Origin of the sequence: Pseudomonas sp. WS 5059 (genome assembly GCF_012985525.1) — a bacterium.
Lineage (GTDB): Bacteria > Pseudomonadota > Gammaproteobacteria > Pseudomonadales > Pseudomonadaceae > Aquipseudomonas.
The window spans coordinates 1-26612 of the sequence record NZ_JAAQWO010000010.1 but is presented as its reverse complement, the minus strand read 5'-3'; the positions used below and the strand labels follow the sequence as shown (position 1 = coordinate 26612).

Genomic DNA, 26612 nt, shown 5'->3' with positions numbered 1-26612 from the left:
TGCTTATTCGCCCGAGGTATCGGCGGCACTGCGCTTGCGCTTGCTGCCACTGCTGCGGCGGCGCTTTTTCGGCCCCTCGCCCGTGGCTTCGCCTTTACTGCTGAGTTCACGAATCATCTCGCGACGTTCGCTGTCATTGGCGTCCTGATAGTCGGTCCACCATTCGCCCAGGCCATCGGTCTGTTCGCCGGCGCTTTCGCGCAGCAGCAGGAAGTCGTAGCCGGCACGGAAGCGCGGGTTGTCCAGCAGCAGGTCGGCGCGTTTGCCACTGCGACGTGGCAGGCGTTCCTGCATGTCCCAGATCTCGCGGATCGGCATGGTGAAACGCTTGGGGATCGCGATGCGCTGGCACTGTTCGGCGATCAATTCGTGCGCAGCTTCCTGCATTGCCGGAATCGGCGGCATGCCACGGTTCTGCAGGCGCAGTACCCGGGCGGGTAGCGCCGGCCAGAGCAGGGCGGCAAACAGGAACGCCGGGGTCACCGGTTTGTTCTGTTTGATCCGCAGGTCGGTGTTGATCAACGCTTCACTGATCAGCGTGTGGGTGTACGTCGGGTTGTGCTCCAGTGCATCGGCGCTGGCCGGGAACAATGGGTCGAACAACTGCAGGTCCACCAGCATTTCGAACGTGTCGGCGGCATGCCCGGAAAGGAACAGCTTGAGCACTTCCTCGAACAGGCGCGCCGAGGGAATTTCCCGCAGCATCGGTGCCAGTTCGCGAATCGGCGCGGCTGTGTGTTTCTCAATGCCGAAGTTCAGCTTGGCGGCAAAACGCACGGCCCGCAGCATGCGCACCGGGTCTTCCTGATAGCGCTGCGTGGGGTCGCCGATCAGGCGAATCAGGTGATTGCGAATATCGTGCACGCCGTTGGCGTAATCGAGGATGCGCTCGCTGACTGGATCGTAATAGAGGGCATTGATGGTGAAGTCGCGGCGCTGCGCGTCTTCTTCCAGGGTGCCGTACACATTGTCCCGTAGGATGCGTCCGCTTTCGTTGCGGGAAGACTGGTTGCTGTCTTCCTCTTCATCGTTTTGCGGGTGGCCCGCGCGGAATGTCGCGACCTCGATGATTTCGCGACCAAAGTGGATATGCACCAATTTGAAGCGCCGGCCGATGATCCGCGCGTTGCGAAACTCGGCACGCACTTGTTCAGGCGTGGCGCTGGTGGCGACGTCGAAATCCTTGGGGGTGATGTTGAGCAACATGTCGCGCACGCAACCGCCGACCAGGTAGGCCTGGTAGCCGGCGTTCTGCAGGCGTTCGACGATGTTCACCGCATAACGGCTGAACTGGGCGCGCTGCAGCGAATGTTGATTGCTGTTGAGCACTTCAGGCGTGCTGCGAATGTGTTGCGTACGACGCAAGGGGGAACGGAATGACTGGAACAACTTCTTCAGCATGGGATGCACTGTTTGAAGGAATGTTCGGCCATAACGAAGAATGACCGCATGATGGGCCGGGATTCTAGCATTTAGTCAGGGGATGGTGTAGGAACTAGCTGCAAGCGTTGAGCCAGATGCTTAAAAAAGCCGGTGTGGCGCTCAAATCGCAGAAACTACAAGGGGAGCCGAAGCTCCCCCAGAAAGTAGTTGCGTGCTCTATTTTTATTATTGATTTCGGGCTTCTTGTTTTTGTTGATCGCCCTCGCCATGAATTTTCACCTTCATGACACTCCCAATCGGGAGTCAAGAGCAAACGGATTGCTTTGGTCGCTGTGTTGCTATGATCAATGATCCAACCAGTTCAGGCTCTGCCTTAGGGCAGTTTTTGTTGTTCTCGGCCTGGTTGCGGGGCAAGCCCCAAATGCAACGCCTCTCCAAAAGAATCAGTTAGCTGCGCCTCCGCCGTGTTGTTTTTATTGTGCGTGAGTCGATTCGTCTTATTTTTATTGTGTGTGTACGGTGCTTTTTATTGTTCTTGTACTAAGCATATAGCAGGGTGCGTGCCAACTTTTGCGAGCTCCAGCAAAATCAGGGGTTTAACCGGTTCATGGGTGTTTGGCGGGCGAAAAAAAGCCGGGGCTTCGTTACCGTAAGCCCCGGCTTTTTGTTACGTGAATATCTGAGGTAACAGTTTTTTCACGTTTGGGGTGTTACCCAATGTGAGTTGATCTCAGCTTTCGCTGGCAACCCCGGTCTTGCGCCGCGGAATGCCCAGGCGCTGGCGCCGCTCCCACAGGCACTTGCGGCTGACGCCCAGTTTGCGCGCCAGCTCGGTCTCGGTCATATGGTCCTGGTGCTCCAGGACGAAGTGCTGGAAGTAGTCCTCCAGGGACAAGTCTTCTGTGGGCTCGTGGCTGGTGTTACTGCCGCCCTGTTGTGGTGCCAGGCCAATGAAGTCGTCATCGTCCAGGTCGCTCAGTTCGATATCGATGCCCAGCAGCTCAGCGGAGATCTGCGGGCTCTCCGAGAGAATCACTGCGCGTTCCACGGCGTTTTCCAGCTCGCGCACGTTACCTGGCCACGAATAGTGGCGGATGGCCTGTTCGGCGTCGGCCGCAAACGTCAGGTCGGTACGGTTGACCCGCGCGCTCTGGCGCAGCAGGAACGCATTGGCGATCTCGTTGACGTCGGCGCCGCGTTCACGCAGGGCCGGCAACTTGAGGGCAATCACGTGCAGGCGGTAATAGAGGTCTTCACGGAACTGGCCGATTTTCGCCAGGCTTTTCAGGTCACGGTGAGTCGCGGCGATCAGGCGCACGTCGACTTTTTGCGACTGTACCGAGCCAACCCGGCGAATCTCGCCTTCCTGCAGCACACGCAGCAGGCGGGCCTGGGCTTCCAGGGGCAGTTCGCCGATTTCGTCGAGGAACAGCGTGCCGCCGTCCGCCGCTTCTACCAAGCCTGCGCGTCCGGCGCTGGCGCCGGTAAAGGCCCCTTTTTCGTGGCCGAACAGTTCGGATTCGATCAAGGATTCGGGGATCGCTGCACAGTTCACCGAGATCATCGGGGCCTTGGCGCGCTTGGACAGGTTGTGCAGGGCGCGGGCCACCAGTTCCTTGCCGGTACCGGACTCGCCCTGGATCAGGACATTGGAGTCAGTGGGCGCCACCTTGCGGATCTTGACGTACAGGTCCTGCATGGGTGGGCAGGAGCCGATGATGCCAATTTCGCCATTGCTGTTGTCGACGCCGGGTTTGTCGCTGGCGGCCTTGCCGGCCGGCCGTTCCGCCGGGGCGCTGCTGGCCGACTGGCGGTCACGCAGGATACGCGCCACCGCTTGGAGCATCTCGTCGTGGTCGAAAGGCTTGGCGATGTAGTCCACCGCGCCCATCTTCATCGAGTCGACGGCCGAGCGCAGGCTGGCATAGCTGGTCATGATCAGCACCGGCGTGCCCTGGCCCAGCTTGATCAGTTCGGTGCCCGGTGCACCGGGCAGGCGCAGGTCACTGACGATCAGGTCGAATGTGGGAATGCTGAAACGCTCCTGGGCTTCCTGCACCGAGCCGGCTTCGCTGACCTGGTACTGATTACGTTCAAGCAGGCGACGCAAGGCAGAGCGGATAATGGTTTCGTCTTCGACGATCAAAATGTGCGGCATTGATTCAATTCTCTCGACGGTCTCAGTTCACAGCGGACGTCGCTTCGACATGACGCGGCAAGGTCACCCGAATACGGGTGCCGCGTTGGCTTTCGGTGTCAGCCGGGCTGTCGATGGTGATTTGTCCATAATGCTCTTCAACGATGGAATAGACCAGTGCAAGGCCCAGACCGGTACCTTCACCCGGATCCTTGGTGGTGAAGAAGGGTTCGAACAATCGGTCCATGATGTTCTGTGGAATACCGCTGCCTTCGTCTTCGACGATCAGATCGACCGTGTGCTCGAAAGCCTCGCTCTTGACCCTTACCGCACTGCCGGCGGGGGTCGCGTCGCGGGCGTTGGACAGCAGGTTGATCAGCACCTGGGCCAGGCGTTGTGAGTCGCCCACCACCCAGTGTTCCGGGTCGCACAAGTTATAGAACTGTACTTCGAAATTGCGCCGGTTCAAGGCCAGCAGCCCAATGGCATCCTGGGCGACTTCAGCCAGGCACACCGCTTCGTCATGATTCTGGTGGCCGCCGGCGTGGGCAAAGCTCATCAGCGATTGCACGATGCGTGAGACACGTTTGGTCTGCTCGAGGATCTGCCCGCTGATCTCGGTGATTTCGTCGTCTTCCTCGCGCTCCTCGCGCAGGTTCTGCGCCAGGCACGCGATACCGGTGATCGGATTGCCGATCTCGTGGGCCACGCCGGCCGCCAGGCGGCCGATACTGGCCAGGCGCTCGGAGTGCACCAGCTTGTCTTCGAGCATCTGGGTTTCGGTCAGGTCTTCGACCAGCAACACCAGGCCGCTGTTACCGGGGGCCAGGGGCTCGTCGATCGCTGCCTTGTGCAGGTTCAGCCAGCGGGTCTGGCCGTCGAGGGCCAGGTGCTGTTTGTGCACGTGCTCGTCTGGCAGGTTGATAAACCCTTGCAACAATTCTTTCCACGGATCGGCGATGGTGGTCAGGCGCGAGCCCACCACGCGCTGGGCGGCGATGCCGGTCAGCTCCTCCATGGCCTTGTTCCACATCAGGATCTCCTGGTCCTTGGCCAGGGAGCACACGCCCATGGGCAGTTCCTGCAAGGTCTGGCGGTGGTAGCGGCGTAGGGCGTCGAGTTCGGCGGCAAGGCCGGTGAGGCGCGAGTGGTAGTCCTCCAGCCGGCTCTCGATAAAGTGGATGTCTTCGGTGACATAGTTCTCGCCGCCGGCCTTGTACGGCAGGAAGGTCTCGACCATGTCCTGGGACACGCTGGGGCCCATCAACCCGGAAAGGTTGGCCTCGATGCGGTCACGCAGGCGGCGCAGGGCGTAGGGACGGCGCTCGTCGAACGGCAGGTAAAGATCGCGCAGCGCCTGCTCCACTTCCTTTTGCGCGGCCTTGGCACCCAGGGGCTTGGCCAGTTGCGTGGCAAACTCCTGGGGCGAGGCGGCATGCAGTTCGCGGCGTTGCGGACGGCGCACGTTATCCACCGCGCACGCCTCGGCGGCGCTGGTTTCTTCGGGGCTGGCGTTGGTGAACAGGGAAATCAGGGTGAACATCAGCACGTTGGCCGCCAGCGACGCGATCGCTGCCATGTGCCAACTGGTGTCGTCGAGCACGTAGATCATGTTCAGCAGCGGGATATAGAAACCCTGCAGATTACCGACCAGCGGCAGCAGCATGGTCACCAGCCATACCAGGATCCCCGCCAGCAACCCGGCGATAAACCCACGCCGATTGGCAGTCGGCCAGTACAGCACCGACAAAACCCCCGGCAAGAACTGCAAGGTGGCGACGAAGGCCACAATGCCCAGGTTGGCCAGGTCTTGCTCGGCCGCCATCAACAGGTAGAAACCATAGCCGGCCATGATGATCGCCACGATCAGCGCCCGGCGTGTCCATTTCAGCCAGCGGTAGATATTGCCCTCGGCGGGCGGCTGGTACAGCGGCAGCACCAGGTGGTTGAGGGCCATGCCCGACAGCGCCAGGGTGGTGACAATGATCAAGCCGCTGGCCGCCGACAAACCGCCGACATAGGCCAGCAAGGCCAGGGATTTACTGTTGGCGGCGATGCCGATACCCAGGGTGAAGTATTCCGGGTTGGTGGTGGCCCCCAGTTTCAGGCCGGCCCAGAGGATCAGCGGCACTGCCAGGCTCATCAACAACAGGAACAACGGCAGGCCCCAACTGGCGCTGACCAGCGAGCGCGGGTTGAGGTTCTCGGTAAAGGTCATGTGGTACATGTGCGGCATGACGATGGCGGAGGCAAAGAACACCAGCAACAGCGTGCGCCATGGGCCTTCTTGCAGCGGAGTGTGCAGTGCGGCGAGGGCTGTCTGGTTTTGCAGCAGCCACAGCTCCAGTTGTTGCGGACCGTCGAACACGCCGTACAGCGCATACAGGCCGACGCCACCGATGGCGATCAGCTTGATCACCGACTCGAAGGCAATCGCAAACACCAGGCCTTCGTGCTTTTCCCGGGTGGCGATATGCCGCGAGCCGAAAAAAATCGTGAACAAAGTGATCAGCGCACAAAAGCTCAGGGCCACCCGATGCTGTACCGGCTCATGGGTGAGAATGCCGATGGAATCGGCCACGGCCTGGATTTGCAGGGCCAGTAGCGGCAGCACGCCGATCAGCATGAAAATCGTGGTCAGCGCGCCGGCCCAGGTGCTGCGAAAGCGGAAGGCAAACAGGTCGGCCAGCGACGACAGTTGGTAGGTGCGGGTGATTTTCAGGATCGGGTACAGCAGCACCGGCGCCAGCAGGAAGGCCCCGGACACCCCGAGGTAGCTGGAAAGAAACCCATAACCGTATTGGTAGGCCAGGCCCACCGTGCCATAGAACGCCCAGGCGCTGGCATAGACGCCCAGGGATAAGGTGTAGGTCAACGGGTGGCGAATGATCGCCCGCGGGATCATCCCGCGCTCACTGATCCAGGCCACCCCGAACAGCGCGGCCAGGTAGGCGGCGCTGATCAGCAGCATCTGGGTCAGGCTAAAGCTCATCGGCATCTTTTTGGCTCTGCAGGATGAAGGTCACGACGATCAGGATCAGCCACAGCAGATAGGGGCGATACCAGGCGCCCGTGGCGTCGATCCACCAGTCCATGATGGCGGGAGAAAACAGGTAGATCCCGACGACCAGCAGCAGGACCAATCGATAGATGTACATGTTGGCCTCTGATTGAAAAACTGCGGCGATGTTAACGGATGGCTGGCAGGCTGCAAGCGCCTTCAGCGCAATTGCGCTTCGGCCAGGGTCAGTGTGCGCGGGATCCGGCTGGCATCCCAGTACTGGATGCCCCAATCGAGCAGTTCCCGTGGGCTGGCGTAGAGCAGTTCATCCCCCGGCATCTGGCCGAGGGCGCGCAGGGCCCTTAAGAGCAAAGGTGTGGCCTGGTCGGGCATTAGCGGTGGGGAGCGGTAGGATTTGCCCAGCTTGTTGCCGTCCGGCTGGATGATCAGCGGCACATGCAGGTAGCGCGGCTGGCGCAGGCCCAGCAGCTCTTGCAGGTACAGCTGGCGTGGCGTGGAGTCCAGCAGGTCGGCGCCGCGCACGATATCGGTGACACCTTGCCAGGCATCGTCGAGCACCACGGCCAGTTGGTAGGCATACAGGCCGTCGCGACGGCGGATGATGAAGTCGCCGACATCGCGGCCCAGGTGTTGTCGGAACTCGCCCTGTACACGGTCAGTAAAATGGTATTCCAACTCGGGAACCCGTAGGCGAATGGCGGCATCCTGCTGGTCGTGGCCGGCGTTGCGGCAGAGGCCAGGGTAAATGCCGTTATACGGTTCCAGTTGCTTGCGTGAACAGGTGCAGGCGTAGGCCAGGCCATGATTGAACATATCGTTCAGGACTTTGGCGTAGGCATCATGCCGCTCGCTTTGTCGGACCAGTTCGCCGTCCCATTCAAAACCATAGCTTTCCAGGGCATGCAGGATCGCCGCCTGGGCGCCCGGCTCTTCACGGGGTGGGTCGAGGTCTTCCATGCGCATCAGCCAGCGGCCTTGATTGGCGCGGGCGTCGAGATAGGAAGCGAGGGCTGCAACCAGGGAGCCGAAGTGCAAATGGCCGCTGGGCGTGGGGGCGAAACGCCCGATATAGGGAGAGGCTGTCATGGCCAGGATATTACTGGAAAACCGCCAAACTCCAGAAACAAAAATGGGGCGTTTGCACGCCCCATTCGTCCAGCCGGGCAGGGATTACTTGCCGACCTGTTTTTCCTTGATTTCGGCCAAGGTCTTGCAGTCTACGCACATGTCTGCAGTAGGACGGGCTTCCAGGCGACGAATACCAATCTCGACGCCGCAGGATTCGCACCAGCCATATTCTTCGTCTTCGATCAGTTGCAACGTCTTGTCGATTTTCTTGATCAGCTTGCGCTCGCGATCACGGGCGCGCAGTTCAAGGCTGAACTCTTCTTCCTGGCTGGCACGGTCGGCCGGGTCAGGGAAGTTGGCTGCTTCGTCCTTCATATGGTCAACGGTACGGTCGACCTCCTGCATCAAGTCCTGTTTCCATTTTTGCAGGATCTTGGTGAAGTGCTTGCGCATGGGCTCGCCCATGTACTCCTCACCCTTCGTCTCGATGTAGGGTTCGAAGCCGCTGATGCTCTGTTGCTTTGCTTGGGTGGACATGAATAGACCGCCTCTCACTCTTCTAATCCATTGCGCAGGATTGCAACATCACCGACACCTGCCGGCCCTGCGGCTGCAAGCGGGCGAACTTACCAGATAGATTCGGGGTGCGCCACTCCCGGTTGTCGAGGCCCGTCGCGCCGGGGTTGCAAACTGCTGCGACCCGCCGTGGCCGGGCATACACCGTCTGGAATGATGATTTTAGTCTTTTTGCAGGCGCTTGCCCGGCTCATCACGCCAGCCGGGCAGGCAATAGAACATGTTTTACCTCGCGGGTTCGGTAGAATCCCGATTTTGTCCTCATTGTTAAGGAAGGCTAATGGCTCAGCCCTACAGTGCTCGCAGTCGTGCTATCGAACCTTTTCATGTCATGGCGTTGCTGGCGCGGGCCAATGAGCTGCAGGCCGCTGGCCATGATGTGATTCACCTGGAGATCGGCGAGCCGGACTTCACCACCGCCGAGCCGATCATCCAGGCCGGCCAGGCCGCACTGGCCAACGGCAAGACCCGCTACACCGCCGCCCGTGGCCTGCCGGAACTGCGCGAGGCCATCAGTGGTTTCTACCAGCTGCGTTATGGTTTGAGCATCGACCCCGAACGCATCCTGATCACACCGGGCGGCTCCGGGGCCTTGCTCCTGGCCAGCAGCCTGCTGGTGGATCCCGGCAAACATTGGTTGCTCGCGGACCCAGGCTACCCCTGTAACCGGCATTTCCTACGACTGGTGGAGGGCGCGGCGCAACTGGTGCCGGTCGGCCCCGAGGTGCGTTACCAGCTGACCGCCGACCTGGTGGAGCGCTATTGGGACCAGGACAGCGTGGGGGCGTTGGTCGCCTCGCCGGCCAACCCGACCGGGACCATTCTGACCCGTGATGAACTGGCCGGCCTGTCCAGGGCGATCAAGGCCCGCAATGGCCATCTGGTGGTGGATGAGATCTATCACGGCCTGACCTATGGCACTGACGCAGCCAGCGTGCTGGAAGTGGATGACGAGGCGTTTGTCCTAAACAGTTTTTCAAAGTATTTCGGCATGACCGGTTGGCGCCTCGGCTGGCTGGTGGCGCCCCCCGCAGCGGTGGGTGAGCTGGAGAAGCTGGCGCAAAACCTGTACATCAGCGCACCGAGCATGGCCCAGCATGCGGCATTGGCCTGTTTTACCCCGCAGACCCTGGAGATCCTTGAAGAACGACGGGCCGAGTTCGGGCGCCGGCGTGACTTTTTGCTGCCGGCCCTGCGTGAGCTGGGGTTCGGTATCGCAGTCGAGCCTGAGGGGGCGTTTTACCTGTATGCCGATATCAGCGCCTTTGGTGGCGATGCCTTCGCGTTTTGCCGGCACTTTCTTGAAACCGAGCACGTGGCATTCACGCCAGGGTTGGATTTCGGTCGCTTCAAGGCGGGTCATCATGTGCGTTTTGCCTACACACAAAACCTCGATCGCCTACAGGAAGCAGTGGAACGCATTGCCCGTGGCTTGCGGAGCTGGCAAGGCTGATGCGCTTTCATCCTCCCCTCGAAGAAGGTCGGCTGATTCGCCGCTACAAGCGTTTTCTGGCCGATATCGAAACCGTTACCGGCGAGTTGCTGACCATTCACTGCCCCAACACCGGCTCAATGTTCAACTGCATGATCGAGGGCGGGCCGGTCTGGTTCAGCCGCTCCAACGACCCCAAGCGCAAGCTGCCGGGCACCTGGGAGATCGCGCAGACCCCACAGGGCCGCCTGGCGTGCGTCAACACCGCGCGAGCCAACCCGTTGGTTGAAGAGGCGTTGAATGCTGGGGTGATCACTGAGCTCAACGGCTTTACCGCGTTAAAGCGTGAAGTGCCCTACGGCCAGGAGAAAAGCCGGATCGACTTTCGCCTGGACTACCCCGACGGCGCGGCCTATGTCGAAGTCAAAAGTGTCACCCTGGGGTTTGACGGCACGCCTATCGCGGCGTTTCCCGATGCAGTGACCCAGCGTGGTGCCAAGCATTTACGGGAGTTGGCGCACTTGGCCCGTAACGGTGTACGAGCCGTACAGTTGTACTGTGTGAATGTGTCCGGCATCGATGGCGTAAGGCCGGCCGAGGAGATCGATCCCGGGTATGCCGCTGCACTGCGTGAAGCCAAGTCCGCTGGGGTGCAGGTCCTGGCCTATGGCGTGAATGTCAGTGCACAGCAAATCTGCATTGATCGCCCTTTGCCCGTGCTGCTCAACGACTAGAGTTGCACCCACAGCCCCTGTGCGTCTTCGCGGCCGGGCAGAGGCGTCAGGCTTTGGCCTGCGCAGGGGCCGGCCACGCATTCGCCGCTTTCGATCAGAAATAACGCGCCGTGGGTGGCGCATTGGATCATGCTCGCGCTGGGGTCGAGAAACCGGTCAGGTTGCCATTCCAGTGGTACGCCGCGATGGGGGCAGCGGTTGATATAGAAATACACTCGGCCTTCGCGGCGCACGGCCAATAACTTGCGGCCATCGATATCGAAGCCGCGGCTGCTGTCTGGGGCCAGTTCGTGGGAGGAGCACAGAAACTTCATAGGTGTTCTCAGGTGGCGCGGGTCAAGGGCTGTGGCGCAATCCGGGGTTTACGGGTGAGCCCGGTGCTTGACGTTCAAATGCAAACAATTATCAAATGCTGGCTTCGCCCGTCAGCTGACTGCGTGCTCAGTACGATGCCAGACGGCCTCACCCTTGGAAGGAAACCCTTTTATGCGCCTGAGTGCCAGCGCTATTGCGCTTGTTGTCGGACTGCTGGTCAACCACGTGGCGCAAGCTGCTGAGCTGCCTCAACGCTGGGTCAGCGCCGGGGGCGCGTTGTCGGAGTGGGTGACGGCCCTGGGCGGGGAGTCGAAGCTGGTGGGCGTCGATACTACCAGCCAGCATCCGCAGTCGCTCAAGGCGCTGCCCAGTATCGGTTACCAGCGCCAGCTGTCCGCCGAAGGGATCTTGAGCCTGCGCCCGCAGATCCTGGTGGGCACCGAGGAAATGGGGCCACCACCGGTGCTGGCGCAGATTCGCAATGCCGGGGTGCAAGTGGAGCTGTTCTCCGCGCAGCCGGACCTGCCGACCCTGCAACGCAACCTGCAGCACCTGGGCAAGCTGCTGGGAGCTGAAGACAAGGCCGCAACACTGTTCAATGCTTATCAACAGCAACTAAACCTGCAAAAAGCGGCCGTGACCCAGGCGCAAGCCCGGCAAAAGGCCCCTGGCGTGCTGCTGGTGCTCGGGCATGCCGGTGGCAAGCCGCTGATTGCCGGCAAGGACACGGCCGCCGACTGGGTGCTGCAACAGGCCGGCGGGCACAACCTGGCGACGCACAGCGGCTATAAGCCGTTTTCGGTAGAGTCGCTGGCGGGGTTGAGCCCTGAAGTGCTGGTGTTCTCTGACCGCGCCCTGAGTGGTGAGGCGGCCCGTGCGGCGTTTTTCAAGGAAAACCCGATTCTGGCGAACACCTCGGCGGCCAAGACCGGCCGGGTGTTTGAGTTGGATCCCACCTTGTTGGTCGGAGGCCTGGGCCCACGCTTGCCAGCCAGCCTGCAAATCCTGTCCGCCGGGTTCTACCCCGTTAAAGCCCAAGCCGCCCCATGACCACTCTGGTTAAACCGCGCACCCTGTTTATCGGCTTGAGCCTGTTGTGTGTGTTGGCGACCTGGCTGTCCCTGGCCCTGGGGCCGGTCAGCCTGCCGTTGCTCGACACTCTGCGCGCTGCCTTGCGCCTGCTTGGCGTGCCTATCGAGGCCCAGGGCCTGGAGCAGGCTGAGCTGATTCTGGGGCAGATCCGTTTGCCGCGCACTTTGCTGGGGCTGGCGGTTGGTGGGGTGCTGGCGCTGTCGGGGGTGGCCATGCAGGGGCTGTTTCGCAACCCGTTGGCCGACCCCGGGTTGGTCGGTGTGTCCAGTGGCGCTGCGCTGGGGGCGGCGGTGGCCATCGTCGGCGGCGCGGCCTTTGGTGGCCTGCCGGACGCCGTGGCGCCGTATCTGTTGTCGCTGTGTGCATTTCTGGGTGGCTTGGGCGTGACCGCGCTGGTCTATCGCCTGGGGCGGCGCGACGGGCAGACCAATGTCGCAACCATGCTGTTGGCCGGTATCGCCCTGACCGCGCTGGCGGCCTCGGCGGTGGGCCTGTTCACCTACCTGGCCGATGACGCTACCTTGCGCACCCTGACGTTCTGGAACCTTGGCAGCCTGAACGGCGCCAGCTACTCGCGACTGTGGCCATTGCTGCTGGTCAGTGCCGGTGTGGCGCTGTGGCTGCCGCGCCGGGCCAAGGCGCTCAATGCCTTGCTCCTGGGAGAGTCGGAAGCCAGTCACCTGGGGATCAATGTCGAGGGGCTCAAGCGCGAGCTGGTGCTTTGCACGGCACTCGGGGTTGGCGCGGCGGTCGCCGCTGCGGGGCTGATCGGTTTTGTCGGGCTGGTGGTGCCACATCTGGTGCGGCTGCTGGCGGGGCCGGATCATCGTGTGCTCCTGCCGGCCTCGGTGCTGGCGGGCGCGAGCCTGTTGTTATTCGCCGACCTGGTGGCCCGCCTGGCCCTGGCGCCGGCGGAGTTGCCCATTGGTATTGTTACTGCCTTTATCGGTGCTCCGTTTTTTCTATACCTGCTGTTGCGAGGACGCGCCTGATGCTGCGAGTGGACAACCTGCAGATCCGCCGCGGTCGCAAAACCGTGTTGGCCGACGTGACCCTGGACTTGAAACCCGGTGAAGTTCTGGGTGTGCTCGGCCCCAATGGCGCCGGTAAAAGCACGTTGCTGGGCGCGTTGTGTGCGCAATTGCATCCGGATGAAGGGCAGGTTTGGCTGGACGACCGCGAGCTCAAGGATTGGCAGGGCGCGCAACGGGCGCAGCGCCTGGCGGTGCTGCCCCAGGTGTCGACCCTGGATTTCGCTTTTCGCGTCGAGGAAGTGGTGGGCATGGGGCGCTTGCCCCATCAGACCGGGCGGGTGCGCGACGATGAAATCATCGAAGCCGCCTTGCAGGCCGCCGACGTGGGCCACCTGAGCGGACGCAGCTACCTGGCGTTATCCGGCGGCGAGCGCCAGCGCGTGCACCTGGCTCGGGTGCTGGCGCAACTCTGGCCGGGCGAGGCGGGGCAGACCCTATTGCTGGACGAGCCGACCTCGATGCTCGACCCATTGCACCAGCACACCACCTTGCAGGCCATCCGCAGCTTTGCCGACCGTGGCGCGGCCGTGCTGGTGATTCTTCACGATCTCAATCTGGCGGCGCGCTACTGCGATCGCATCCTGCTGCTGGAGAACGGTCGCCCCCATGCCCTGGACACACCGGCGCAGGTGTTACGACCGGAGTTGCTCAAGGCGGTGTTCGGTCTGAATGTACTGGTGCAGCCCCATCCTGAGCTGGGTCATCCCTTGATCATCGCCCGCTGAACCCTATCTATGTAGGAGCCGGCTTGCCGGCGATAGCGGTGTATCAAGACCCAGCACCTTCGCCGGCAAGCCAGGTCCTACAGGGTGATATAAAACCCAGGCAAAAAAAGACCCGGCAAGAGCCGGGTCAAATAACCGTGATTAGCCTGATGAGGAGATAATCTGAGAGTCCGAACCAATGGTCTTTCAGTTATCGGCTGATCTCGCGACCAGTTGTGATAATCATAACGATTCTCATTTGAGAGTCAACACTTGTTTTTGCACCCTTGGGGATTTTTCTCAAACGTTTGTTTGGAACCCCGCAAACATTGGGTTATCACCTGTTTCAGTTCTTGTTCCGTATCGACAGCGCTTCCAGTTGGCGATTCAAGGCTTCCTTGCGCTCGGTTGGAATATCGTTCCAATGCACATCCATCAATGCGCCTTCGATGGCATACAGCAGGACTTTGGATGCCCGGAAACCACGGGTGCGTACCGCCCGGTAGGCGTCCACCGCGCCCAGGCGACGCAGGTCCGAAGCGCTATGGATGCCCACCGCATGCAGCCATTGCGCCGAGGTCTTGCCAAGGTTTTTCAGGTGTTGCAGCTCATCATTCATCAAGCCTCCTTGCGACGGCCGAATGGTTCGGTGGGTATCGTGACCAGGCAAGCCTGAAAGGAGTGTAGCGCTCAGTAGGAAAAGCGTAGTTCTTTGCTCAGAAACGACGTAAAAGCTTCTAAGGCTGGCGCTGGAATCTTGACGGTGACAGGCGCAGGCCCCCAGCTCGCGTTGCGCTCAGCTGGGGATAAAGGTGTTCGGTCAGCGGGTGCGATAGCGCAGGCGCGTGCCGAAATTGATCGACATAAGGATCTCGTCAGCGCTCAGCTCGGCTGGGAAGTAAGTGCCCGAGATCTGCGCATGGGCCAGGCTGGCGCCTTCCAGCGGGCAGCCCCGCAGGTCCAGGCCACGCAAGTCGGCCGAGCGGAAGTAGGCGTCGGTAAAGTCCACGCCCTCGGCGTCCAGGTGGCGCAGGTCCAGACCACGGAAGTCGCCGCCGCGCATATCAATCGGGCCATCCTTGGGGCGTTCCTGATTGAAACCCCGGATGTCATCTTTATGCAGCAGCGCGTAGAGCGGTGTATCAAGCAGCTTCGGCTGGCCCATGGCGGCAACTCCTGTTGGACTTATAATGCCATTATAGTGCCACTATTTGCGGCCGTGAGCTGTTAACCGCATCACGGCCGTGAAATATTTCCTACAGCCCTGGCAGGCGCTGGCGGACGTGGGCAACCAGCGCGTCCAGCGTCCCGCTTTCATTGGTCTCGACCCGCTTGCTCAGTAGCAGTTCTTCGGCGCTCAGGGGATCGCGGCTGGCTTGTTGCTGCTCAATGACTGCCAGGGTAGCGTCAGACGGATCGTTTTTATCTGCCTGACGTTTCGCCAGCCAACTGGCGATAACGGCCTGCGGTGCATTGCAATCGAGGATCAGGAAGGGCGCGCCGGTGGCTTCTGCGACTTTGGCGGCAGCTTCTCGTTGCTCGCGCTTGAGGTAGGTCGCGTCCAGGACTACCGGGAAGCCTGCGCGCAGTACGGTTTCGGCGAGGGTATGCAGGCGGGCGTAGGTTGCCGCGCTGGCGTCCGAGGCATAGATCCCGGCTTGGAGGGTGTTCTCGACCTGTTGCTCGCCAAACAGGCGCTTGCGTTCTACATCGGAGCGCAGGCGAATGGCGCCGAGCGCGTCCACCAGGCGCATCGCCACATGGCTTTTGCCGGTCGCCGATACGCCATGGGTAATCGCCAGGAAGCGCGAGGGGATGGTGCTGTAGCTTTCGGCCAGGTTGGCGTAGTTGCGGTACTGGCGCAGGGTGGTTGCGCGCTCGACCGGTGTTGCCTCGGGCGGCATGCTGAACAGTGCGATCTTGGCCCGCACCAGCGCGCGGTAGGCTTTATAGAAGTTCAGCAGCTCCAGGCTCTGGTAATCGCCGGTCAGCTCCAGGTATTGGCTGATAAAGCGCCTGGCCAGGGTCTTGAGGCCACGGTCTTCCAGGTCCATCGCCAGAAAGCCGGTGTCGGCGCACACGTCGGTGAAGCGGAACGGTTCGTTGAACTCGATGCAGTCGAAGATCACCACGTGATCGTCGATCATGGTTGCGTTGCCCAGGTGAATATCGCCGTGGCACTCGCGGGTAAAGCCATTGAGCTTGCGTTGCTCCAGCAGGGGCTTGAGGCGTTCGAAGCTGCTCTCGGCCCAGGCTTGCAGTGCGTCCAGTTGGGCCAGGTCGGCTTTGTCGCTAAGGAACGGACGGATCTGCTCGAAGTTCTGCCGCACCGGCGCCATCACCTCGTCGGGGGTGCCGGCGGGATGGGCCTCGGGAACCTTGGGGGCGTTGAGGTGGAAGTGCGCAATCTGGCTGGCCATCTCATCGATGTGGCCGTTGGTCAGCTCGCCATTGGCCTGCAAGGTACTCAGCAGTTGGCTTTGCGGGAACTGGCGCATTTTCAGCACATATTCGATGGCCGGGCCTTCGCCGCCCAGTTGCGGTGCTTCAGCGCTGCCGGTGATCGGCAACACTTCAAGATACAAATCTTGTGTCAGGCGTTGGTTGAGGCGCAGTTCCTCGTTGCAGAAGTGGGCGCGGGCGTCCAGTTGGGTGAAGTCGAGGAAGCCGAAGTTCACCGGTTTCTTGATCTTATAGGCATAGGGACCGGTGAGCAGGACCCAGGAAATATGGGTTTCGATGACTTGAAACGCTTCGACCGGATGAGGAAACAGGGCCGGGTTTTGCAGGGCGGCAATCAGGGGCTGGCTCACAGGCGATCCTTCGGAGTCTGGGAAAATAATGGAGCGCATTATGGCCGCTCAGGTCGGTCATGCAAACCGCCGTCCGGTTCATGTTGATCATCAATAAAATGCGTATAATCCGCCGCCATGACTCGTACCCGATCTCCCCGTTCCCGTAAAAAACCTCCTCCCCGCAGCCTGCGCCCCTGGCTAGGCTGGGCGCTCAAGCTCGGCCTGGTGGGCCTGGTGGTGATCGCAGGCATCGCGGTATACCTCGATGCCGTGGTCCAGGAGAAGTTCTCTGGCAAGCGCTGGACCATCCCGGCGAAGGTCTACGCTCGCCCGCTGGAGCTGTTTACCGGCCAGAAACTGAGCAAGGAAGATTTCCTTACCGAACTCGATGCGCTGGGCTATCGGCGCGAAGCCGTGGCCAACGGCCCGGGTGCGGCGGCGGTCAGCGGCAATACCGTGGACCTGAATACCCGGGGCTTCCAGTTCTATGAAGGCCTGGAAAAGGCGCAACCGGTGCGCGTGCGCTTCTCCGGGGATTACGTGGCCGAGCTTTCTGCACTCAATGGCGGCAAGTTGCCAGTGGTGCGTCTTGAGCCGTTGCTGATCGGCGGGATTTACCCCAAGAACCTTGAAGATCGCATCCTGATCAAAATTGATCAGGTGCCGCCGTATCTGCTGGAAACCCTGGTTGCGGTCGAAGACCGGGATTTCTACAGCCACTGGGGCGTCTCGCCCAAGTCCATCGCTCGCGCCATCTGGGTCAACACCTCGGGTGGCCGCATGACTCAGGGCGGCAGTACGCTGACGCAACAATTGGTCAAGAATTTCTACCTGACCAGTGAGCGCAGCCTGACCCGCAAACTCACCGAAGCCATGATGGCGATGTTGCTGGAGCTGCACTACAGCAAGCCGGAGATCCTTGAGGCCTACCTCAACGAGGTGTTCGTCGGCCAGGATGGCCAGCGCGCGGTGCACGGCTTTGGCCTGGCCAGCCAGTTCTTCTTCGGCCAGCCGTTGTCCGAGCTCAAGTTGCACCAGGTGGCGTTGCTGGTAGGCATGGTCAAGGGGCCGTCCTATTACAACCCGCGCCGCAACCCGGAGCGGGCCCTGGAGCGCCGCAACCTGGTCCTCGACGTGCTGGAGCAGCAGGGCGTAGCCACCGCAGAACAGGTCGCCGCCGCGAAGAAGATGCCTTTGGGCGTCACCACTCGTGGCAAGTTGGCCGACAGTTCCTTCCCCGGCTTTATCGACCTGGTCAAGCGCCAGTTGCGCGAAGACTATCGCGACGAGGACTTGACCGAAGAAGGCCTGCGGATCTTCACCAGTTTCGACCCGATCCTGCAGATGAAGGCCGAAGCCTCGGTCAGCGATACCTTCAAGCGCCTGGCCGGGCGCAAGGGCTCGGACGAAGTCGAAGCGGCCATGGTGGTGACCAACCCGGAAACCGGTGAAGTCCAGGCCATGATCGGCAGCCGCCAGGCCAGCTTCGCCGGCTTCAACCGTGCCCTGGATGCCGTGCGGCCGATTGGCTCGCTGATCAAGCCGGCGGTGTACCTCACTGCACTGGAAAAGCCGAGCAAGTACACCCTGACCAGCTGGCTCTCCGACGAAGCGTTTTCGGTCAAGGGCGCCGATGGCCAGGTGTGGAAGCCGCAGAACTATGATCGTCGCTCCCACGGCACGGTGTTCCTGTACCAGGGCCTGGCGCACTCCTACAACCTGTCCACGGCGCGGCTTGGCCTGGAGCTGGGTGTGCCGAATGTGCTCAAGACCCTTGCACGACTGGGTGTAAGCCGCGAGTTCCCGGCGTTCCCGTCGATGTTGCTGGGCGCAGGTGGCTTGAGCCCGATGGAAGTGGCGACCATGTACCAGACCCTGGCCAACGGTGGTTTCAATACGCCGATGCGCGGGATCCGCAGTGTCCTCACGGCGGAAGGCGAGCCGCTCAAGCGCTACCCGTTCCAGATCGAGCAGCGTTTTGATCCGGCCTCCATCTACCTGATCCAGAACGCCATGCAACGGGTCATGCGCGAAGGGACCGGGCGTTCGGTGTACAGCTCGCTGCCGGGTAACCTGACGCTGGCCGGCAAGACCGGTACCAGTAACGACTCCCGTGACAGTTGGTTCGCCGGTTTCAGCCAGGACCTGCTCGCGGTGGTGTGGCTGGGGCGCGATGACAACGGCAAGACACCGTTCACCGGCGCGACCGGCGCCTTGCAGGTCTGGACCAGCTTTATGCGCAAGGCCGACCCGCTGCCACTGAACATGCCGCAACCCGACAATATCGTTCAGGCCTGGATCGACCCCCATACCGGGCAGGGCTCCGATGCCAACTGTCCGGGCGCGGTGCAGATGCCGTATATTCGCGGCAGTGAACCGCCAGCCGGCGCTCCATGTGGCACAGGTGTGCCCACGGATGCGGATTCGGTGATGGATTGGGTCAAGGGCTGGATGAATTAAGCAAAGAGGATTTCAAGTGAACAAGTGGTTGATTCCGGCTATTACAACGTTAGCTTTGCTCAGCGGTTGCTCCAGCGTGCAGCGCGGCTCCATCCCGGTGGTGGATTCCGGCACGGCCGTATCCAACAATGACCGGATCTCGGCCAATGGCGGCTTTCGCCAGACCGTGACTACCCGTCCAAACCCTGCCACGACCCAGGCGGTACCGCAGGATTCCGGCGTAGTGGTGATGGTCCCGGGTGGGGGCGCCACCACATCTGCACCCATCAGCTCCGCACCATGGACGCCGGGGCCGATCACCCCTGGCCCGTCGAACTCGGCGCCGATTGATACCGCGCCGATCAACCAGGGCACCTACAACATGCCGTCGACCCCGAGCGGGATTCCCTCGGCCAATGCCGGCGGCCTGTCTGCCGACGAGCAGTTGGACGGCCCGGTCCTGGCCTTGCTCACCACTGCGCAGCAACAGCAGGCCGGTGGCGACTTGAACGGCGCATCGTCCAGCCTTGAGCGCGCCCAGCGGGTCGCGCCGCGTGAACCGCAGGTGCTCTACCGCCTGGCGCAAGTGCGTATGGCCCAGGGTGATGCGCCGCAAGCTGAGCAGTTCGCCCGTCGTGGCTTGACCATGGCCAACGGTCGTCCTGACCTGCAAGCCAGCCTGTGGGCCTTGATTGGTGATGCACGTGCTGCACAAGGTGATGCTGCCGGTGCTGCCCAGGCCCGGCAGAAGGCCAAGGTCAGTCTCTGATGGATCCTCGTTTTCCGGCGATTGCCGAACAGTTGTTACTGATTGAGCGCGAATTGCGCGTGGCGGGCTGGTGGGATGAGGTGTCTCCCGGTGCAGAGGCGCTGAGCAGCGTCGAGCCGTTTTCCGTGGATACCCTGGATTTTCATCAGTGGCTGCAGTGGATCTTCCTGGTGCGGATGAAACAGATCCTCGAACAGGACCTGCCGCTACCTAATGCGTCGGGCATCCTGGAGATGGCCGAGATGGTCTACGCCGACCGTCCCCAACAAAGCCTCGGCCTACGCTCTGCGCTGAAAAAGTTCGACCAACTGATCGTCGGCGCTCGTTAATTGCCTGACTGCCGGGTTTTCCGGCAGTCTTGCGCACATTTCTACCGCTTGACGACATTCAGGCGAGTTTTATCCCTCCTCAAAGCCCTTTCTTCTACGTTCTCATGCGCTTAGTTGGAAAAAAGCGCAATTATTGCTTGACTTGAAGGGGCTGAAACAGAAGAATCCAAAGTCCGCTGTATCGGGACTGCCAGAAGCAGGCCCGCTCAGCAGATCATGAGGCGCACATCCGCGCCGACCTGTTACACCCGCAACGCGTTACCTCGCGCTGGGTGGGAAAAGCCCGCAACACTTGGGACGATCCCAATACTTGCTCAGTCAGTGCTGACGTAGTCGGCGACCACCGTCGCTCATGCTCTGTTGAGAAGTAAACCTATTAAGACCCGTCGGTTTTCAACGGACGGTATTCTGGCGTTTTAGAGGTGAACAACGTGGAGCTTTTATCTGGCGGTGAGATGCTCGTCCGCTTTTTGCGTGACGAAGGCGTCGACTATATCTACGGGTACCCAGGTGGTGCTCTGCTGCATGTCTACGACGCACTGTTCAAGGAACCGGCTGTCAACCACATCCTGGTTCGCCACGAACAGGCCGCGACCCATATGGCTGACGGTTATGCCCGTGCCACCGGTAAAGCCGGCGTGGTGCTGGTCACGTCCGGCCCTGGCGCAACCAATGCCATTACTGGCATCGCGACTGCGTATATGGACTCTATTCCGATGGTGATCATTTCCGGCCAGGTGGCGAGCACCATGGTGGGCACTGATGCATTCCAGGAAACCGACATGATCGGTATCTCCCGGCCGATCGTGAAACACAGCTTCATGATCAAGCATGCCTCGGAAATCCCGGAAGTCATGAAGAAGGCGTTCTACCTCGCGCAATCCGGTCGCCCGGGTCCAGTGGTGGTCGATATCCCGAAAGACATGACCAACCCGGCGGAAAAGTTCGAATACATCTTCCCGAAGAAAGCCAAGCTGCGTTCCTACAGCCCGGCCGTGCGTGGGCACTCGGGGCAAATCCGCAAGGCGGCAGAAATGCTCCTGGCGGCCAAGCGCCCAGTGCTTTACTCGGGTGGCGGCGTGATCCTGGGCGGCGGTTCCGCACCGTTGACCGAATTGGCCAAGATGCTCAACCTGCCGGTGACCAACACCTTGATGGGCCTCGGTGCCTTCCCGGGTTCGGACCGTCAGTTCGTCGGCATGCTCGGCATGCACGGCAGCTACACGGCCAACCTGACCATGCACCACGCCGACGTGATCCTGGCCGTGGGCGCGCGGTTCGATGACCGGGTGATCAACGGCGCGAGCAAGTTCTGCCCGAATGCCAAGATCATCCACATCGACATCGACCCGGCGTCCATCTCCAAGACCATCAAGGCCGATGTGCCGATTGTAGGTCCCGTGGAGAGCGTGTTGACCGAAATGGTCGCTGCGCTCAAGGACATTGGCGAGACGCCGAACAAGGAGTCCGTTGCCAGTTGGTGGAAGCAGATCGACGAATGGCGCGGTGACCGCGGTCTGTTCCCTTACGACAAGGGCGACGGCAGCATCATCAAGCCACAAACCGTGATCGAAACCCTGTGCGAAGTGACCAAGGGCGACGCCTTTGTGACCTCCGACGTGGGCCAGCACCAGATGTTCGCCGCGCAGTACTACAAGTTCGACAAGCCTAACCGCTGGATCAACTCCGGTGGCCTGGGCACGATGGGCTTTGGTTTCCCTGCGGCCATGGGTGTGAAGCTGAGCTTCCCGGATGTCGACGTGGCTTGTGTTACCGGTGAAGGCAGCATCCAGATGAACATCCAGGAGCTGTCGACCTGCCTGCAATATGGCCTGCCGGTGAAGATCGTCTGCCTGAACAACGGTGTGTTGGGCATGGTTCGCCAATGGCAGGACATGAGCTACAACAGTCGTCACTCCCATTCCTACATGGAATCGTTGCCTGACTTCGTCAAGTTGGTTGAAGCCTATGGCCATGTCGGCATGCGCATCACCGATCTGAAGGATCTCAAGCCGAAGATGGAAGAGGCGTTCGCCATGAAGGATCGCCTGGTGTTCATCGACATTCAGGTCGACACCAGCGAGCACGTCTACCCGATGCAGATCAAAGACGGCTCAATGCGCGATATGTGGCTGAACAAGACGGAGCGAACCTAATCATGCGGCACATTATCTCCCTGCTTCTGGAGAACGAACCGGGCGCTCTGTCTCGTGTGGTCGGCCTGTTTTCGCAGCGCAACTACAACATCGAAAGCCTGACCGTGGCCCCGACCGAAGACCCGACCCTGTCGCGCCTGACGTTGACCACCGTAGGCCATGATGAGGTGATCGAGCAGATCACCAAGAACCTCAACAAGCTGATCGAAGTGGTCAAGCTGGTCGATTTGTCGGAAAGCGCCCACATCGAGCGTGAGCTGATGCTGGTCAAGGTCAAGGCCACGGGTGCCCAACGTGCCGAGATCAAGCGTACTACCGATATTTATCGTGGGCAGATCGTCGATGTGAGCGCCAGCGTTTATACCGTTCAACTGACCGGTACCAGCGACAAACTGGACAGCTTCATCCAGTCGATCGGGACGGCCTCGATTCTGGAAACCGTACGCAGTGGTGTCACCGGGATTGCCCGTGGCGACAAAGTACTCAGCATCTAACCCAATTAGCGAATGGCCTTAAGGCCTGGATATATAGAGGAACCTCATGAAAGTTTATTACGATAAAGATTGTGACCTGTCGATCATCCAGGGCAAGAAAGTCGCCATCATCGGCTACGGCTCCCAGGGTCACGCACAAGCTTGCAACCTGAAAGATTCCGGCGTTGACGTGACTGTTGGCCTGCGCAAGGGCTCGGCCACTGTTGCCAAGGCAGAAGCCCATGGCCTGAAAGTGACTGACGTTGCTTCCGCTGTTGCGGCTGCCGACCTGGTCATGATCCTGACCCCGGACGAGTTCCAATCCGCGCTGTACAAGAACGAAATCGAGCCGAACATCAAGAAAGGCGCCACCCTGGCCTTCTCCCACGGCTTCGCGATTCACTACAACCAAGTTGTGCCACGTGCTGACCTGGACGTGATCATGATCGCGCCGAAAGCACCGGGCCACACCGTGCGTTCCGAGTTCGTCAAAGGCGGCGGTATTCCTGACCTGATCGCGATCTACCAGGACGCCTCGGGCAACGCCAAGAACGTTGCACTGTCCTACGCTGCTGGCGTCGGTGGTGGTCGTACCGGCATCATCGAAACCACCTTCAAGGACGAGACCGAAACCGACCTGTTCGGCGAACAAGCCGTTCTGTGCGGCGGTACCGTTGAACTGGTCAAAGCCGGTTTCGAAACCCTGGTTGAAGCTGGCTACGCGCCGGAAATGGCCTACTTCGAGTGCCTGCACGAACTGAAGCTGATCGTTGACCTCATGTACGAAGGCGGTATCGCCAACATGAACTACTCGATCTCCAACAACGCCGAGTACGGCGAGTACGTGACCGGCCCGGAAGTCATCAACGCCGAATCCCGTCAGGCCATGCGCAACGCCCTGAAACGTATTCAGGACGGCGAATACGCCAAAATGTTCATCAGCGAAGGTGCTACCGGCTACCCTTCGATGACCGCCAAGCGTCGTAACAACGCCGCTCACGGTATCGAAGTCATCGGCGAGCAACTGCGCTCCATGATGCCGTGGATCGGTGCCAACAAGATCGTCGACAAAGCCAAGAACTAAGTCGCACGTGTCTACGGAAAACGCGGCCTAGGCCGCGTTTTTTCGTTTGAGGGCTGGTTCTGGTATAAAGCTGCATCGTTTGCGGGCGAAACTCGCCGCAAGTGTCTATCGAATTTTTTCACACCGTTGCAAGGTAAAGTCCATGAGCGAACGTCCCGAAGAGCCAAACCAGGCCTCTGACGCCGAAAGCCTGCTACCGATCGATGAGCATGTCGAAGAAGGGCATGACGCGGAAGGCCGCAAGGTCCGGCATCGTGGCATCTATCTTCTACCCAACCTGTTCACCACGGCGAACCTGTTTGCCGGTTTCTACTCCATCATCAATTCCATGAGTGCCCAGAGCGCGCTGGCAGCAGGTGATGCGGCGAGTGCCAGCAAGTACTTCGGTTTTGCTGCCATCGCGATCTTCGTGGCCATGGTCCTCGATGGCCTTGATGGGCGCGTGGCGCGCATGACCAATACCCAGAGCGCCTTCGGTGCCGAGTACGACTCGCTGTCGGACATGGTGGCCTTTGGTGTCGCACCTGCGTTGCTGGCGTTTGCCTGGGCCCTGGGTGACATGGGCAAGGTTGGCTGGATGGTGGCCTTCATCTATGTCGCGGGCGCTGCGTTGCGCCTGGCACGCTTCAATACCCAGGTGGGCACTGCCGACAAGCGTTACTTCATCGGTCTTGCCAGTCCTGCGGCGGCGGGTGTGGTGGCCGGTATTGTCTGGGCGTTCAGTGACTACGGTATCCAGGGTTCGAAGATGTCGTTCCTCGTGGCCTTGATGGTTGCGGCGGCCGGTATGCTGATGGTCAGCAACATCAAGTACAACAGCTTCAAGGAATTTGACCTGAAGGGGCGTGTGCCTTTCGTGGCGATTCTGGTGGTGGTACTGGTGTTCGCGGTGGTCTTCAGTGATCCGCCGCGGATCTTGCTGCTGGCGTTCCTGGTATATGCGGCTTCGGGTCCGGTTCAGTACCTGTTGCATCTGCGCCGGGACAAAACATTGCCTTAATGTAATTTCCCCCATACTCCGCAGTCTATTGGTGCATCAGTTCTCCAATGCTGCGGAGTTGCCATGTTAATCAAGTTGCCCAAAGCGTCCGATTGTCACGAATCGGACGTCACCCCAGAATCCCTCTATTTCTCCCGCCGCAGTCTGCTCGGTGGCGCGCTTGCCGGTATTGCTGCCAGCAGCCTGCCGCGTTGGGTGAGTGCAGCTGACACTGCGCGTTATGCCGATGTCGAGCCAGGCAAGGCTCCCGGCTGGTTCGCCGAGAAACTTCCTGGCACCCAATGGCAGGCGGTGACGGTCAAAGACGAGGCCATCACGCCGTTCAAGGATGCGACCCATTACAACAACTTCTATGAGTTCGGTACGGACAAGGGCGATCCTGCGGCGAATGCCGGCTCGCTCAAGACCGAGCCATGGAGTGTCGTGATTGATGGTGAAGTCGCAAAACCAGGGCGTTATGCGCTGGAAGACTTCATGAAGCCCTATCAGTTGGAAGAGCGGATCTACCGTCTACGCTGTGTCGAGGCGTGGTCGATGGTCATTCCATGGATCGGCTTTCCCATATCGGCCTTGCTTAAACAGGTCGAGCCCACTTCCAAGGCCAAATACATCCGCTTTGAAACCCTGCAGGATCCCAAGAGCATGCCGGGCCAGCGCTCAAGTTTTGGCCTGATCGATTGGCCTTATATAGAAGGACTGCGCCTGGATGAAGCGATGAATCCTTTGGCGATCCTGGCTGTGGGCATGTATGGGCGGGAATTGCCCAACCAGAATGGCGCGCCGCTGCGTTTGGTGGTGCCGTGGAAGTATGGCTTCAAGAGCGTGAAATCTATCGTGCGGATCAGCCTGGTGAGCGAGCAACCGAAAACCACCTGGCAGAGCATTGCGGCGGATGAGTATGGGTTTTATGCGAATGTGAACCCCACCGTCGATCACCCGCGCTGGACCCAGGCCCGGGAGCGGCGCCTGCCCAGTGGCTTGTTCAGCCCGAATGTACGCGAGACGCAGATGTTCAATGGCTACTCGGATGAGGTCGCTTCTCTTTATACCGGCCTTGATCTGCGGAAGAACTACTGATGCGCTACCCCATCTGGCGCCTTGGCGTCTTTATAGCTGCGGCGGTGTGGCCGTTGTACTGGTTGTATGAGGCGTGGAGTCTCACCTTGGGGCCTGATCCCGGAAAAGTGCTGGTTGATCGGTTGGGGCTGGGAACGCTGATCCTGTTGCTGGTTACGTTGGGAATGACGCCACTGCAAAAATTGAGCGGTTGGGCAGGGTGGATCGCTGTGCGCCGGCAGTTGGGGTTGTGGTGCTTTGCGTATGTGGTTTTGCACCTCGCCGCTTATTGCGTATTTATCCTGGGGCTGGACTGGTCGCAACTGGGCGTTGAGCTGCGCAAGCGGCCCTATATTATTGGGGGGGCGTTGGGTTTTATGTGCTTGTTGGTGTTGGCGGTGACATCCAATCGCTATAGCCAGCGTCGGCTGGGCGCCCGTTGGAAGAAGCTGCATCGCCTGGTGTATGTGATTTTGGGGCTTGGTTTGCTGCATATGCTGTGGATCGTGCGTGCCGATCTGAAGGAGTGGGCTATCTATGCCTCTGTAGGGGCGCTGCTTTTGCTCTTGCGGATTCCGCCTGTGATGCGCCGAATCCCTCGCCTTATTGCCAAAAAAGCACCTTCTGCAACAAAAGCGTAATTAACGCTTGACCGCAGATCTTGGAAGTCTATAATTCGCCCCACTTCCGGCGCAGTCGAAACGGAAAACTCCTTGGTAAACAAAGAGTTATGTAGTTTTCGGCAGCAGGTTGCTTCAGTTCATCGAAGCCAAAAGGAAGTTGAAAAAAGAGGTGTTGACAGCAGCGTGTAACGCTGTAGAATTCGCCTCCCGCTGACGAGAGATCGAAAGCGCAAGTGGTTGAAGTTGTTGAGGAAAATCTCGAAACTTCTGAAAATAATCACTTGACAGCAAATGAGGCTGCTGTAGAATGCGCGCCTCGGTTGAGACGAAAGATCTTAACCAACCGCTCTTTAACAACTGAATCAAGCAATTCGTGTGGGTGCTTGTGGAG

At 60.3% G+C, this 26612-nt stretch carries 24 protein-coding genes and 1 pseudogene; 14 read left to right on the top strand and 11 right to left on the bottom strand.

All coding sequences use genetic code 11. From position 1 onward, the window contains the following. Positions 1-3: 3 nt before the first annotated feature. The 6 genes from HBO12_RS25270 to dksA all read right to left on the bottom strand — a co-directional run bounded on the left by HBO12_RS25270 (position 4) and on the right by dksA (position 8147). Positions 4-1401, bottom strand: a complete 1398-nt coding sequence (locus HBO12_RS25270) for a polynucleotide adenylyltransferase PcnB (protein WP_170043563.1) — start codon at positions 1399-1401, stop codon at positions 4-6. A 712-nt stretch (positions 1402-2113) separates the two neighbouring features. Then, positions 2114-3541 (bottom strand): sigma-54-dependent transcriptional regulator, encoded by a 1428-nt coding sequence (locus tag HBO12_RS25265; protein ID WP_029298946.1) that lies wholly within the window; start codon positions 3539-3541, stop codon positions 2114-2116. Between the two features lie 22 nt (positions 3542-3563). After that, a complete protein-coding gene (locus HBO12_RS25260; protein ID WP_170043562.1) occupies positions 3564-6518 on the bottom strand; it encodes a sensor histidine kinase in 2955 nt (984 codons plus the stop codon). Next, positions 6502-6678, bottom strand: coding sequence for a hypothetical protein (locus HBO12_RS25255; protein WP_003176118.1), 177 nt, complete (start codon positions 6676-6678; stop codon positions 6502-6504). Before HBO12_RS25255 ends, HBO12_RS25260 begins: the two co-directional genes overlap by 17 nt. Positions 6679-6740: 62 nt before the next feature. Further along, positions 6741-7628, bottom strand: a complete 888-nt coding sequence (gene gluQRS, locus HBO12_RS25250) for a tRNA glutamyl-Q(34) synthetase GluQRS (RefSeq protein WP_170043561.1) — start codon at positions 7626-7628, stop codon at positions 6741-6743. An 84-nt stretch (positions 7629-7712) separates the two neighbouring features. After that, positions 7713-8147, bottom strand: a complete 435-nt coding sequence (dksA, locus tag HBO12_RS25245; RefSeq protein ID WP_029298940.1) for an RNA polymerase-binding protein DksA — start codon at positions 8145-8147, stop codon at positions 7713-7715. Between the two features lie 319 nt (positions 8148-8466). Between dksA and HBO12_RS25240 the strand changes: the two genes are divergently transcribed. Together HBO12_RS25240 and sfsA are read left to right on the top strand one after the other, a co-directional pair. After that, on the top strand, positions 8467-9639 hold the full coding sequence (locus HBO12_RS25240) for a pyridoxal phosphate-dependent aminotransferase (protein WP_170043560.1): 1173 nt from the start codon (positions 8467-8469) through the stop codon (positions 9637-9639). Continuing rightward, the gene (gene sfsA, locus HBO12_RS25235; protein WP_170043559.1) at positions 9639-10352 is read left to right on the top strand and encodes a DNA/RNA nuclease SfsA; all 714 of its coding nucleotides are present in this window, start codon (positions 9639-9641) and stop codon (positions 10350-10352) included. The genes HBO12_RS25240 and sfsA overlap by 1 nt, the downstream gene beginning before the upstream one ends. Here the strand turns inward: sfsA and HBO12_RS25230 are convergent. Then, the gene (locus HBO12_RS25230) at positions 10349-10666 is read right to left on the bottom strand and encodes a Rieske (2Fe-2S) protein (protein WP_169955062.1); all 318 of its coding nucleotides are present in this window, start codon (positions 10664-10666) and stop codon (positions 10349-10351) included. The genes sfsA and HBO12_RS25230 overlap by 4 nt on opposite strands. 172 nt (positions 10667-10838) lie before the next feature. Between HBO12_RS25230 and HBO12_RS25225 the strand changes: the two genes are divergently transcribed. From HBO12_RS25225 to HBO12_RS25215, 3 genes are read left to right on the top strand one after another with little or no spacing between them, the layout of a single operon-like run. Continuing rightward, entirely contained in the window at positions 10839-11717 is an 879-nt protein-coding gene (locus HBO12_RS25225) for a heme/hemin ABC transporter substrate-binding protein (protein ID WP_170043558.1), read from the top strand. A gap of 50 nt (positions 11718-11767) precedes the next feature. After that, entirely contained in the window at positions 11768-12751 is a 984-nt protein-coding gene (locus tag HBO12_RS25220; RefSeq protein ID WP_170043677.1) for an iron chelate uptake ABC transporter family permease subunit, read from the top strand. Continuing rightward, positions 12751-13518: a heme ABC transporter ATP-binding protein gene (locus tag HBO12_RS25215; protein WP_170043557.1), complete on the top strand. Its 768-nt coding sequence runs from the start codon at positions 12751-12753 to the stop codon at positions 13516-13518. Before HBO12_RS25220 ends, HBO12_RS25215 begins: the two co-directional genes overlap by 1 nt. 325 nt (positions 13519-13843) lie before the next feature. Here HBO12_RS25215 and HBO12_RS25210 read toward each other — a convergent pair whose 3' ends face one another. The 3 genes from HBO12_RS25210 to HBO12_RS25200 all read right to left on the bottom strand — a co-directional run bounded on the left by HBO12_RS25210 (position 13844) and on the right by HBO12_RS25200 (position 16310). After that, complete coding sequence (locus HBO12_RS25210) at positions 13844-14116, bottom strand: TfoX/Sxy family protein (protein WP_169955059.1); 273 nt, start codon at positions 14114-14116, stop codon at positions 13844-13846. A 201-nt stretch (positions 14117-14317) separates the two neighbouring features. Beyond that, positions 14318-14662, bottom strand: a complete 345-nt coding sequence (locus HBO12_RS25205) for a pentapeptide repeat-containing protein (protein WP_170043556.1) — start codon at positions 14660-14662, stop codon at positions 14318-14320. A gap of 91 nt (positions 14663-14753) precedes the next feature. After that, on the bottom strand, positions 14754-16310 hold the full coding sequence (locus tag HBO12_RS25200; protein WP_169955057.1) for an AAA family ATPase: 1557 nt from the start codon (positions 16308-16310) through the stop codon (positions 14754-14756). A 117-nt stretch (positions 16311-16427) separates the two neighbouring features. Between HBO12_RS25200 and mrcB the strand changes: the two genes are divergently transcribed. From mrcB to msrQ, 9 genes are all read left to right on the top strand, one after another. Continuing rightward, the gene (gene mrcB, locus HBO12_RS25195; protein WP_170043555.1) at positions 16428-18752 is read left to right on the top strand and encodes a penicillin-binding protein 1B; all 2325 of its coding nucleotides are present in this window, start codon (positions 16428-16430) and stop codon (positions 18750-18752) included. Between the two features lie 16 nt (positions 18753-18768). Beyond that, on the top strand, positions 18769-19500 hold the full coding sequence (locus HBO12_RS25190) for a tetratricopeptide repeat protein (protein WP_057440150.1): 732 nt from the start codon (positions 18769-18771) through the stop codon (positions 19498-19500). Beyond that, complete coding sequence (locus HBO12_RS25185) at positions 19500-19829, top strand: YqcC family protein (protein ID WP_170043554.1); 330 nt, start codon at positions 19500-19502, stop codon at positions 19827-19829. The genes HBO12_RS25190 and HBO12_RS25185 overlap by 1 nt, the downstream gene beginning before the upstream one ends. A 431-nt stretch (positions 19830-20260) precedes the next feature. Next, positions 20261-21985 (top strand): acetolactate synthase 3 large subunit, encoded by a 1725-nt coding sequence (locus HBO12_RS25180; protein WP_169955054.1) that lies wholly within the window; start codon positions 20261-20263, stop codon positions 21983-21985. 2 nt (positions 21986-21987) lie between these two features. Next, on the top strand, positions 21988-22479 hold the full coding sequence (ilvN, locus tag HBO12_RS25175) for an acetolactate synthase small subunit (protein ID WP_003176102.1): 492 nt from the start codon (positions 21988-21990) through the stop codon (positions 22477-22479). 46 nt (positions 22480-22525) lie between these two features. Then, entirely contained in the window at positions 22526-23542 is a 1017-nt protein-coding gene (gene ilvC / locus HBO12_RS25170; protein WP_003176099.1) for a ketol-acid reductoisomerase, read from the top strand. Positions 23543-23684: 142 nt separating this feature from the next. After that, a complete protein-coding gene (pssA, locus tag HBO12_RS25165) occupies positions 23685-24542 on the top strand; it encodes a CDP-diacylglycerol--serine O-phosphatidyltransferase (protein WP_029298897.1) in 858 nt (285 codons plus the stop codon). Positions 24543-24605: 63 nt separating this feature from the next. Next, the gene (gene msrP / locus HBO12_RS25160; RefSeq protein WP_170043553.1) at positions 24606-25619 is read left to right on the top strand and encodes a protein-methionine-sulfoxide reductase catalytic subunit MsrP; all 1014 of its coding nucleotides are present in this window, start codon (positions 24606-24608) and stop codon (positions 25617-25619) included. After that, positions 25619-26239 (top strand): protein-methionine-sulfoxide reductase heme-binding subunit MsrQ, encoded by a 621-nt coding sequence (gene msrQ / locus HBO12_RS25155; protein WP_170043552.1) that lies wholly within the window; start codon positions 25619-25621, stop codon positions 26237-26239. Before msrP ends, msrQ begins: the two co-directional genes overlap by 1 nt. A gap of 114 nt (positions 26240-26353) precedes the next feature. On the opposite strand, the pseudogene HBO12_RS28255 reads toward msrQ, so the two are convergent. Then, positions 26354-26612, bottom strand: a pseudogene (locus HBO12_RS28255) (hypothetical protein); the annotation flags it as partial.

What these genes read in the sequence shown, in the direction of transcription:
- HBO12_RS25270 (WP_170043563.1), bottom strand. Translation starts at nt 1,401, where the DNA reads ATGCTGAAGAAGTTGTTCCAGTCATTCCGTTCCCCCTTGCGTCGTACG.
- HBO12_RS25265 (WP_029298946.1), bottom strand. Translation starts at nt 3,541, where the DNA reads ATGCCGCACATTTTGATCGTCGAAGACGAAACCATTATCCGCTCTGCC.
- HBO12_RS25260 (WP_170043562.1), bottom strand. Translation starts at nt 6,518, where the DNA reads ATGCCGATGAGCTTTAGCCTGACCCAGATGCTGCTGATCAGCGCCGCC.
- HBO12_RS25255 (WP_003176118.1), bottom strand. Translation starts at nt 6,678, where the DNA reads ATGTACATCTATCGATTGGTCCTGCTGCTGGTCGTCGGGATCTACCTG.
- gluQRS (WP_170043561.1), bottom strand. Translation starts at nt 7,628, where the DNA reads ATGACAGCCTCTCCCTATATCGGGCGTTTCGCCCCCACGCCCAGCGGC.
- dksA (WP_029298940.1), bottom strand. Translation starts at nt 8,147, where the DNA reads ATGTCCACCCAAGCAAAGCAACAGAGCATCAGCGGCTTCGAACCCTAC.
- HBO12_RS25240 (WP_170043560.1), top strand. Translation starts at nt 8,467, where the DNA reads ATGGCTCAGCCCTACAGTGCTCGCAGTCGTGCTATCGAACCTTTTCAT.
- sfsA (WP_170043559.1), top strand. Translation starts at nt 9,639, where the DNA reads ATGCGCTTTCATCCTCCCCTCGAAGAAGGTCGGCTGATTCGCCGCTAC.
- HBO12_RS25230 (WP_169955062.1), bottom strand. Translation starts at nt 10,666, where the DNA reads ATGAAGTTTCTGTGCTCCTCCCACGAACTGGCCCCAGACAGCAGCCGC.
- HBO12_RS25225 (WP_170043558.1), top strand. Translation starts at nt 10,839, where the DNA reads ATGCGCCTGAGTGCCAGCGCTATTGCGCTTGTTGTCGGACTGCTGGTC.
- HBO12_RS25215 (WP_170043557.1), top strand. Translation starts at nt 12,751, where the DNA reads ATGCTGCGAGTGGACAACCTGCAGATCCGCCGCGGTCGCAAAACCGTG.
- HBO12_RS25210 (WP_169955059.1), bottom strand. Translation starts at nt 14,116, where the DNA reads ATGAATGATGAGCTGCAACACCTGAAAAACCTTGGCAAGACCTCGGCG.
- HBO12_RS25205 (WP_170043556.1), bottom strand. Translation starts at nt 14,662, where the DNA reads ATGGGCCAGCCGAAGCTGCTTGATACACCGCTCTACGCGCTGCTGCAT.
- mrcB (WP_170043555.1), top strand. Translation starts at nt 16,428, where the DNA reads ATGACTCGTACCCGATCTCCCCGTTCCCGTAAAAAACCTCCTCCCCGC.
- HBO12_RS25185 (WP_170043554.1), top strand. Translation starts at nt 19,500, where the DNA reads ATGGATCCTCGTTTTCCGGCGATTGCCGAACAGTTGTTACTGATTGAG.
- ilvN (WP_003176102.1), top strand. Translation starts at nt 21,988, where the DNA reads ATGCGGCACATTATCTCCCTGCTTCTGGAGAACGAACCGGGCGCTCTG.
- ilvC (WP_003176099.1), top strand. Translation starts at nt 22,526, where the DNA reads ATGAAAGTTTATTACGATAAAGATTGTGACCTGTCGATCATCCAGGGC.
- pssA (WP_029298897.1), top strand. Translation starts at nt 23,685, where the DNA reads ATGAGCGAACGTCCCGAAGAGCCAAACCAGGCCTCTGACGCCGAAAGC.
- msrP (WP_170043553.1), top strand. Translation starts at nt 24,606, where the DNA reads ATGTTAATCAAGTTGCCCAAAGCGTCCGATTGTCACGAATCGGACGTC.
- msrQ (WP_170043552.1), top strand. Translation starts at nt 25,619, where the DNA reads ATGCGCTACCCCATCTGGCGCCTTGGCGTCTTTATAGCTGCGGCGGTG.